Genomic DNA, 9,431 nt, shown 5'->3' on the forward strand with positions numbered 1-9,431 from the left:
AACCCCCGCTTCTGAGCTTCGCTCGCCACCAACTTGCCGATGTCGATTCCGTCCGGGAATCCTGCCTTGGTGGCCTTGTCGGCCACGAACTCGACACAGGTCATGAGGTGAGAGCCCCGCACGTCACCAACGATAGCCAGGCCGGCCAAATCACCGAGTTGTTCCATGAAATAGGGTCCGATTTTGCGCACTCGTTCGAGGATGCCATGGCGCTCAATGATCTCGATGTTCTTGAGGGCGGCGGCGCAAGACACGGGATGACCGGAGTACGTGTACCCGACTCCGAAGTACCGTCCGTGGCCTGGCTCTGAGATGACCGCATGAATCGCATCGGAGTAGATCGTGGCTCCCAACGGCACATACCCTGACGTCAACCCCTTTGCGGATGTGATGATGTCTGGCGTGATACCGAACATCTTCTCGGACACGAACCATTCGCCGAGGCGCCCGAACCCGGTGACAACTTCGTCGGAGACATACAAGATGTCCCACTCCCGACAGAGTTCCCAGATGCGGCGGAGGTAGTTGTCAGGAGGAAGCACCACCCCGCCTGACGCCATGATCGGCTCGGCGAAGAATCCACCGACCTGATCCGGCCCGCCCAGTTCGGCCACCTTGGCCTCGAACTCGGCGACCAGGTCCGCACCGAACTCCGCTTCCGTGCGTCCGGCCCCATGCCGGTAATGGTTCGGTGATTGCAGGTGGTGAATCGTGTCGTCGATATAGTTGAAATAGCTGGTGTGGTCGGTTGGCTTGCCACCGATCGAAACTGCCGCATACGTGGTCCCGTGATAGGCGTCGGTTCGGGAAATGACATGTCGCTTCTCGTGGTTGCCCCGAACGCCGTGATAGAACTGGATGAGCCGGTAGGCGGCGTCGATGGCGGTGGATCCACCGGTGCTGAAGAATGTGTGGTTGAGCCCTTTGGGCGTCAGCGTGGCGAGCTTGGCGGCCAGTTGTGCAGCAGGCATTCCCATCATGTCCCCAAACGGGTTGGCATAGGCGAGCTTGCGCAGTTGTGCCGAAATGGCTTCGACCATCTCTTCCTGAGCGAGACCGATATTGGTACACCACATTCCACCGATGGCGTCGAGATATCGGTTACCGGCCGCATCTACGAGGTGGACCCCGTCCCCATATTCAATGACCAGTCGCCGTTCGGGGTCGGTGTCGAATTCCTGATACGGCACAAGCAGGTGGTTGGCGGCATCTCTGGTGGTCTGTGACACGGGTCTCCGTTGCTGGACTCTCCAGTTCGGACCCTAGTGGACGAACTCGGACTTTCGAGCGAATCATGCAAGAATCAATATGAAATCGACCGTATCGATAATTGAGGCCCAGAATTCAAGCATTCCGGTTGTGGCTGCCGTTGTTCAGGGACGAATCGGCGACAGTTGACGATCAGATGAGGCAAGATGGTCCGGTACCGGCAGGAGGCACTGTGACGACGATCTGCCAGAAGCGCGAGAGTAAGTAATGGCAATCCGGGTTCTTGAACTTTCAGGTTCGGCCGGTTCCATGGGAACCGCCCATGGAACCGCCTACGCCGACGACATCCGGCGCTACGCAGATGATCGTATTCGTCTCGTGATGTCCGGTCTGTGGAGTGGCAATAGGCTGGGACGAAGCGACGTGCTGGCTGTGGCGAGTTCCTGTCTCCAGTTTCATGAGGAGTTCAGCCCCGACCTCACCGAAGAGATGAACGCGATCGGGCGGGCGTGCGGGCTCACCCCCGAAGAGATGATCGTCGTGGGGGGTTTTACCGATTTTGTCGATGCGGTGCGGGCCAGCACCGGCGGCCCGATGCCACCAGAAGTGATTGAGGACGACTGTACGGCGTTTATCGTCCCGGATGGTCGCTCTCAGGGAGCCGGCTATTTCGGCCAGACCTGGGATATGCATGATACGGCTACTGAGTTTGTGGTGCTATGCGACCTACGCCCTGTCAACAAGCCACGGGCTCTGGTATTTACAACGACCGGGTGTCTTGGCCAGATCGGCATGAACGAAGCCGGTGTAGCGGTGGGAATCAATAATCTCACCGCGGTCGACGGTCGGCCAGGCGTCACGTGGCCGCATGTAGTGCGAAAAGCGCTCGAGCAGACTTCGGCCGAAGACGCTCGAGATGTGATCGCCGGCGCCTCCCTGGCGGGGGCCCACAGCTATCTGGTCTTTGACTCCGAAGGGGTCGGATTCAACCTGGAGGCCACGCCGACCGCCACTGCCGTGTTTGAACTACATGAGGAAGTGCTTGTCCATACAAACCACATGCTGAGCGATGCCACCGTCGGCCTGGAAGTAGCCAGACCACCCCAGCTTCAGGCAAGCTCGGAAGCGAGACTTGCCAGGGCCCGCCTACTCCTCTCCGACGGCGATATCGACGAGAAGACCCTGATGGCCGTGACTCGCGACGGTGAGTCGATTTGTCAGATCGGTTACGACCCCTATCACGTTGAATCCTGTGGGGCGGCGATCATGCGACCACAGACCAAAGACTTCTGGGCGGTGTGGGGGCTACCCGATCAGAACGAATACGAGCCGTTTAGCCTGGCGGTGTCGTGAACCTCGAGTATGTGCAGGTCAGACCGGACCACGCCGATGCCCTCGTTGCCCTGGAGGCGTCCGCCTTCCCAACGGCCGACCGAGGCGAGCTCCTTTCGGTAGCCGGAGTGCTGAAGCAGTGCGAAATGTTCCCTGAAGGCGGGTTTGTCGTTGTGGATCACGACGCCGGGGATCGGGTGGTGGCGTTCGCCATGGGGTGTTTTGTCGACTTCGACTTCGATCGCCCCCAGCATCACATCGACGAGGTGGTCGGCCCGCTCGGATCTGATTACCACCTCGAATTCGGTGAGTGGTACTACGGAACCGATATTGCGGTAGCAAATGACTATCAACGGCTCGGGATTGGCCGTCAGCTGTATGGGCTCCGCAAGGATCTGATCCGGCGCCTCAACCGCGCCGGACTGGTTGCCGGGGGAGTTATTCCTGGATTTGCCAACCACAAAAACGACATGACCGCTGAGGAGTACGTCGCCCGGGTATCAGCTCGGGAGCTGACAGATCCGACCTTGACGATGCAACTCGACAACGGTTTCGAGGCCCTCGGTGCCCTGGAGAACTACTGGACGGACCAGGCGGTCGACAGCTGGGCGAGCCTGATTGTTTGGAGGAACCCCGACTTCGACCCGGAGTGCCTGGCTGCTCAACGCGCCGGGATCCGGCCCGGACCTGCCCATGGATGAGGTGTGGCGGTTTGCCCAGTTTGTGACGTTTGCCGGGGTGCCGTCGGTGGAACTGGCCGGGCTGGCGCAAGGTGGGGCCGATGTGGTGATTGTGGGAGCTCCGCTCGATTGGGGAGCCACCTACCGGGGCGGCGCACGATTCGGGCCTAAAGCAATCAGGGAGGCCGACTACCTCGATGCTGACGCAGTCCGTCCTCATCTGCCGACCGGAATCAATCCATTCGATGAGTTCCGTGTGGTGGATGTTGGCGACGTGCCGGTCCCCCCTGGTTACCTTGAGATCGGCCTTGACCGGATAGCCGACGCCGTCGAGATGATTGCGGCCAAAGGTGCCGTCCCAATCGTCCTCGGTGGAGATCATTCGATCACCTATGGCAATGGCACCGGGTTGGCCCGCGTGCACGGTCCGGGATCTTTCGGACTGGTTCATTTTGACGCGCACGCCGACACTGGCGAAACAAATGCCGGCCAGTTGCATGGCCATGGGACACCGATGCGCCGACTCATAGAGTCGGGTGCGGTGCCCGGCAACCGGTTTGTCCAGATCGGCCTTCGGGGTTATTGGCCAGGACCGGCCACGGTGGCGTGGATGGCGGAGCAAGAAATGAAGGTTTTCTTGATGTCCGAGATCGTGGACCGGGGCCTGCGTCCAGTAGTAGCGGACGCGGTGGCGGCTTGCACCGATTCGGCATCGAAAGGAATCTTCATCTCGGTTGATGTCGATGTGGTCGATCCCGGTATGGCACCGGGAACCGGAACGCCCGAACCGGGGGGGCTGACGTCGCGCGAACTGCTCGATACAGTCCGGCGCCTGGCGAGAGAGCTTCCGGTGGTCGGTGCCGACATTGTCGAAGTGTCACCGCCATACGACGGGCCCGGACAGATCACCGCGTTTCTGGCCAACCGGGTGGTCCTTGAGATTTTGAATGGGATGGCCGAGCGGAAGGTTATGGGGCGATCATGAGACTGGAAGAGGCGAAAACGACACCGTTCTGGTGGGAGGCCGTACAAGCCAAAGTTACTCGACCCCATCTGGGGGGTGACCTCGACGTCGATGTGGCGATTGTCGGGGCCGGTTACACGGGTCTGTGGACCGCTTACTACCTCAAAGAACACGACCCGTCGCTCAAGGTGGCCGTGCTTGAGAAACATCACGTCGGTTTCGGGGCGTCGGGGCGAAACGGCGGCTGGTGTCATGCTGAATACCCGCTCGGAATCGGGGTCCTGGCCAAAGAACACGGAAAGTCCGAGGCGGTTCGGTTCATGCGGGCTCTTCACGAGTCAGTGGTTCAGGTGGGTCGGGTCGTTGCCACGGAAGAGATTGATTGCCACTTTGTCCAAGGCGGGGTGCTTTCAGTTGCCAGGAGCGACGTTCACTTGAAAAGAGTGAAGGAGCAAATCGAGGAAGCCAGGCACCTCGGCCTTGGCAAGGACGACCTTCGAGAGTTGTCCGGCACCGAAGCCCGCCAAATGCTCAATGCCACCGGTGTGATTGGCGGGACGTGGCATCCTCACGGGGCGGCGATTCAACCGGCCTTGCTGGTTCACGGTTTGGCGGCAGCCTGCGAACGGCGCGGCGTCATGATCTATGAGGATTCGGCTGTTGAGCAACTCGCTCCCCGACGGGTGATCACCCGGCACGGCACGGTCACCGCCCCGATGGTGGTTCGAGCCACGGAAGGGTTCACGAGCGATCTTCCCGGCTTCAAACGGGCGATGGTGCCGTTGTACTCGTTGATGGTCGCAACCGAACCGTTGTCCGATGAGATGTGGGAGGAGATCGGCCTCAAGACCCGACCGACGTTCGGAGACTTCCGGAACTTGATCATCTACGGGCAGCGTACCGTCGATGGGCGGTTGGCCTTCGGGGGGCGCGGGGCTCCCTACTACTTTGGGTCGTCAACTGCACCCGAGAACGATATCCACGATCGAGTCCACGCCGAGATCATCCGGTCGCTTGGCGAACTGTTCCCCCGGTTGGCTGACGTGGCGATTACCCATCGTTGGGGTGGTGCGCTCGGGGCGCCTCGCGACTGGCGACCGTCGGTCAGCATCGACCGGGCAGCTGGAATCGCCTGGGGTGGCGGATATGTCGGAGACGGTGTCAACACGGCTCATTTGTCGGGCCAAACGCTGGCCGACTTGATTCTCGAACGCGATACGGACCTGGTAACGATGCCTTGGATACAACACGAGTGGAAGACCTGGGAGCCCGAACCGCTCCGTTTTGTTGGCATCAACGCCGGATTGTGGATGGCCAAGGCAGCCGATGCTTCCGAATTGAGGCGCGGCAAGGCGTCTCGGTGGGGGACGGTCGGCAACTGGATGCGCGGCAAGACCCGTTGATTCGTTTGTGAAACCTCCTTGCGACAAGCTTTTTGACGCTTCATCGAACCGACCGCGACTGGTTCGTGCTAGACATTGCAAGAGCTTCAGCGATTCACTCGTAGAAGGGGGGCCCTGTTGGATCTGCAGTATGTGAACCTAAGCGATCGATGGGTGAGCCAATGTGCCTCCCTTGAGTTAGCAGCGTTTCCTCAAGCCGATCCGGATGATCTGTTGAACGCCGATGATCTGGCTGCTTACGCACGGACCTTCCCCGAGGGGTTTTTCGTTTGCCTCGACGGCGATCGGGTCGTTGGCCAAGCCGGTGGGATCCTTGTCGATTTTGACTTTGATCACCCGCAACACACGATCGCCGAGATCACCGGCGAGCATCAGTGTGGTAATCACAATCCGGACGGCGCCTGGTACTACGGCACCGATATCGTCGTGGACCCCGAGTACCGACGGCGGGGGATCGGCAAGAGGCTGTACGAGCTTCGTAAGGAACTGGTGCGTAAACAGAATCGCCGGGGCATTATTGCCGGGGGCTATATCCACGGGTTCGCCGACCACAAGGAAGTTATGTCGGCGGCCGATTATGTGGAGAAGGTGGCGGCCGGGGAACTGTACGACCGTACGCTTAGCTTTCAACTGGAGAACGGGTTTGAGGTCAGGGGGGTTCTGGCCGACTACATCGATGACCCCGATATCGACGGGTGGGCTGCGTTGATCGTGTGGTCCAATCCGGATCACGTGTGAAGTATGTGTTCGGAAACGGGCAGGTCTTCTTGGGCGATTCCGCCCGCAGTTGGTCTCACGCGGTCGGGGTGCGTGACGGGAAGGTCGCCGTGGTCGGTTCAGAAGCGGCCGTTCGTGAGGAGATCGGTGCGGGTGCGGTCGACGTCGATCTAGGCGGCCGGTTCCTGATCGCCGGCTTTCAGGATGCCCATGTTCATCCGATGATGGGTGGACTGGCCCGAATGCGATGCAATCTGGAGCATGTCGGCGACCTGGGAACCGCTCTGACGGTCGTTGCGGAATACGTCATGGGTACCGATACGGAATGGGTGCTCGGCGGGGGGTGGAACTACTACTGGTTCGAAGGGGGCAATCCGCCGGCTGCCCTGCTCGACGCCATAACCGACCGACCCGTCTACCTCGGTGGAGCCGATGGTCACTCTGGTTGGGCGAATTCCACCGCGCTGCGTCTGGTCGGCATCACGGCGGCGACGCCCGATCCGAGAGATGGTCGCATCGAACGCCTACCAGACGGTTCGCCACAAGGCACCCTCCATGAAGGGGCTATGCGTCTGATGGAACGCGCCACGCCACAGCCGGATGCGGCGACGTTGCGAGCGGCTCTCCTGGAAGGTCAGCGCTACCTACTCTCGCTGGGGATCACCGCCTGGCAAGATGCGTGGGTCACCGAGCCAATTCATGAGACATATAGGGAACTCGCCATCTCGGGAGATCTCAAGGCGACCGTGCGGGGCTGTCTGTGGTGGGATCGCGAACGAGAAATGGGTCAACTCGATGAGTTGATCGAAGCCAGCCGCGAGGGCGTCGGCTCCTATGATCCGCGAACGATCAAGCTCATGCTTGACGGCGTCTGCGAGAACCACACTGCCGCCCTTCTTGAGCCGTACCTCGACCAGGCGGGAATCGAGACGGACAACACCGGATTCGACTTCATTGCCAACGACGACCTGGCTGAGATTGTGACGCGCATCGATGCGGCGGGCTTGCAGTGCCATTTCCACGCGCTTGGTGATCGAGCGGTTCGTCATGCTCTGGACGCCATCGAGGCTGCCAGGCGAGTGAACGGATGGACCGATACCCGTCCCCACCTCGCCCATCTTCAGTTTGTGAACCTGGCAGACATCCCCCGGTTCCGTGAGCTCGGCGCCACCGCCAACGTCCAGCCGCTCTGGGCCGTCCTTGATGAGTCCATGTCCGATCTGACGATTCCCTTCGTCGGACCTGACCGCGCCCTCCGCCAATACCCGTGGCAGTCGTTGTTGGCAGCCGGGACGACAATGGCGATGGGAAGCGATTGGTCGGTTTCTACGCCTGACGTTATGGCCCAGATCGACGTGGCCGTGCATCGAAACGACCCGACCGAGGGGGTCGACGAGGTCTTCTTGTCAGATCAGCGGATCGGGTTGGCGGATGCACTGATGGCATTTACTGCCGGATCGGCCTACGTGAATCACCGCAATACGGTCTCCGGTTCGATCGAGCGGGGGAAACAGGCCGATCTGGTTGTCTTGAACGCCGATCCGTTCGCTCTCGAGCGGCCACGAGACGTTGGTGTGGATATGACCATGATTGCCGGCGAAATCGTATTTGGGAGCGTGTCAGCCTGAGTAGGCTCGCCGGCCAACCGGTTGTCTAGCCGCCGAAGACGGGCTGGCATCGCTCGCACGCCTGGTACTCGGCGGCGATTGCCTGGCGGGAGGAGCTAAGCCAGTGCTGGTGCTTCGGGGCAATACGTCGAGCGACCCGACAGGACGGGTAGCAGGCGACTCCAGTTTTCCGGTTCGCAACCAGAACGCCGGGGTGCGGCCGGAGGTCGAGGCCCTCAGCCTTGAGAAGTTCGGCTTTCATCATCGCACCGAAACGGTATTGGCCAAGATTGCCGTCCGTTCTGACAACCCGGTGACATGCCACGATGACGGGAACCGGGTTTTGGCCGAGCGCCGATCCGACGGCTCTCACGGCGGCCGGCCGGCCGATCCGGGCAGCGATCCAACCATACGGGCGAACTTCACCGGTCGGAATGGAAGCAGCCGCTTCGAGGACCGTCCGTTGAAAGTCGGTCTGGCCGCGCCAATCAACCGGGAGACTCGCAAGGCGTCCGGTTTCCAGGGTTCGCTCGACCGCCGCCTCCAGTTGGTTCGGCAATCGGTCCACGGCGACGACCCGGCGTCCGAAACGTTGCTCGAATCCGGCCACGAATTCGGTTTCGTCCGGCGCCACCGCCGAGACGCCCCTGATGTTGAAGGCCACATTCAACATACCGACCGAAGAGGCCAGAGAGACGAATCCGTCAATCAGGCCGGCATCGATGAGGATTTGCTCTTTGAGTCCGGGCGGAGCCTGGAATTCGAATTCCGACAATTTCATGCTTCAAGGCCTTTCGTTCGTAGCGTCGCGAGGGCCCGCGAGGCATCTGATTTCACGGTGCCTTCGGGTCGATCGAGAATCTGTGCCACTTCGGCGTAGGTGTGACCGAGGACGTAGTGAAGTACTACCGCGGCGCCCTGAGCGTGGGGCAGACTCCGGATAGCGGCTACCAGTGCATCGTCGATGGGCTCCGCCCGATGTTGGGGTGTGTCGGGAAGTTGATCCACCAGGACGAGTGGTCGCCGGGCGTTCGTGCGGCGACGGTTCCGGGTAGCGTTGAGGGCAATCGTCCAGAGCCAGGGGCGGAGTTCTAGTTGTCTGATTCTTGCTGGTGGGTATTGCAGCAAGGACCGATACGCGCGCAGGTAGGTCTCTTGCGCGACGTCTTCGGCATCGTCGCCAACCAACATTCGAAGCCCCCCATACAGGCGGTGTTGGGTGGCGTCGACAAAATTCGGGAACGCATTGTCAACGTTGAGGGCGAGAGATATGGTCAGATGGTCGTCCATGATGGTTCGTTGTTAAGAACCCCGGCGACCTGTGAACCGTTGCAGTTATTTGTAGTCTCTGTGAATGCGAGACGGGGTTGGTCCCCGTTGCCCCTGGTATTTGGAACCGAGTTCCGTGGATCCGTACGGGTGGTCTGCGGGAGTCGTCATCTGGTAGAAGCTGATCTGGCCGATCTTCATTTCGGGGTAGATCGCAATGGGCAGGTTGGCTACGTTGGAGAGTTCCAGG

Annotated in this window: 9 protein-coding genes; 6 read left to right on the top strand and 3 right to left on the bottom strand. The window is 60.6% G+C overall.

Annotation, left to right across the window (positions count from 1 at the left end):
• On the bottom strand, positions 1 to 1,229 hold a 1,229-nt coding region (locus JJE47_05100; GenBank protein MBK5266792.1), incomplete at its 3' end, for an aminotransferase class III-fold pyridoxal phosphate-dependent enzyme.
• 247 nt (positions 1,230 to 1,476) lie between these two features.
• On the opposite strand from JJE47_05100, the gene JJE47_05105 reads away from it, so the two are divergent.
• The 6 genes from JJE47_05105 (at position 1,477) to JJE47_05130 (ending at position 7,933) form a co-directional block, all read left to right on the top strand.
• Positions 1,477 to 2,562 (top strand): hypothetical protein, encoded by a 1,086-nt coding sequence (locus JJE47_05105; protein MBK5266793.1) that lies wholly within the window; start codon positions 1,477 to 1,479, stop codon positions 2,560 to 2,562.
• Positions 2,559 to 3,242: a GNAT family N-acetyltransferase gene (locus JJE47_05110; protein ID MBK5266794.1), complete on the top strand. Its 684-nt coding sequence runs from the start codon at positions 2,559 to 2,561 to the stop codon at positions 3,240 to 3,242. The genes JJE47_05105 and JJE47_05110 overlap by 4 nt, the downstream gene beginning before the upstream one ends.
• A complete protein-coding gene (gene speB, locus JJE47_05115; GenBank protein ID MBK5266795.1) occupies positions 3,235 to 4,206 on the top strand; it encodes an agmatinase in 972 nt (323 codons plus the stop codon). The genes JJE47_05110 and speB overlap by 8 nt, the downstream gene beginning before the upstream one ends.
• Entirely contained in the window at positions 4,203 to 5,588 is a 1,386-nt protein-coding gene (locus tag JJE47_05120; GenBank protein ID MBK5266796.1) for an FAD-dependent oxidoreductase, read from the top strand. The genes speB and JJE47_05120 overlap by 4 nt, the downstream gene beginning before the upstream one ends.
• A gap of 153 nt (positions 5,589 to 5,741) precedes the next feature.
• Positions 5,742 to 6,326 (top strand): GNAT family N-acetyltransferase, encoded by a 585-nt coding sequence (locus JJE47_05125; protein MBK5266797.1) that lies wholly within the window; start codon positions 5,742 to 5,744, stop codon positions 6,324 to 6,326.
• Between the two features lie 5 nt (positions 6,327 to 6,331).
• The gene (locus JJE47_05130; GenBank protein MBK5266798.1) at positions 6,332 to 7,933 is read left to right on the top strand and encodes an amidohydrolase; all 1,602 of its coding nucleotides are present in this window, start codon (positions 6,332 to 6,334) and stop codon (positions 7,931 to 7,933) included.
• Positions 7,934 to 7,958: 25 nt separating this feature from the next.
• Here JJE47_05130 and JJE47_05135 read toward each other — a convergent pair whose 3' ends face one another.
• Together JJE47_05135 and JJE47_05140 are read right to left on the bottom strand one after the other, a co-directional pair.
• Complete coding sequence (locus tag JJE47_05135; GenBank protein MBK5266799.1) at positions 7,959 to 8,693, bottom strand: methylated-DNA--[protein]-cysteine S-methyltransferase; 735 nt, start codon at positions 8,691 to 8,693, stop codon at positions 7,959 to 7,961.
• Entirely contained in the window at positions 8,690 to 9,202 is a 513-nt protein-coding gene (locus tag JJE47_05140; GenBank protein ID MBK5266800.1) for an RNA polymerase sigma factor, read from the bottom strand. Before JJE47_05140 ends, JJE47_05135 begins: the two co-directional genes overlap by 4 nt.
• Positions 9,203 to 9,431 lie beyond the last annotated feature (229 nt).

Source organism: Acidimicrobiia bacterium (assembly GCA_016650365.1).
Taxonomy (GTDB): Bacteria; Actinomycetota; Acidimicrobiia; order Spongiisociales; family JAENVV01; genus JAENVV01.

Bases quoted from the DNA above. Each gene is read 5' to 3' on its own strand.
- JJE47_05140 (MBK5266800.1), bottom strand. From the start codon at position 9,202: ATGGACGACCATCTGACCATATCTCTCGCCCTCAACGTTGACAATGCG.
- JJE47_05120 (MBK5266796.1), top strand. From the start codon at position 4,203: ATGAGACTGGAAGAGGCGAAAACGACACCGTTCTGGTGGGAGGCCGTA.
- speB (MBK5266795.1), top strand. From the start codon at position 3,235: ATGGATGAGGTGTGGCGGTTTGCCCAGTTTGTGACGTTTGCCGGGGTG.
- JJE47_05105 (MBK5266793.1), top strand. From the start codon at position 1,477: ATGGCAATCCGGGTTCTTGAACTTTCAGGTTCGGCCGGTTCCATGGGA.
- JJE47_05135 (MBK5266799.1), bottom strand. From the start codon at position 8,693: ATGAAATTGTCGGAATTCGAATTCCAGGCTCCGCCCGGACTCAAAGAG.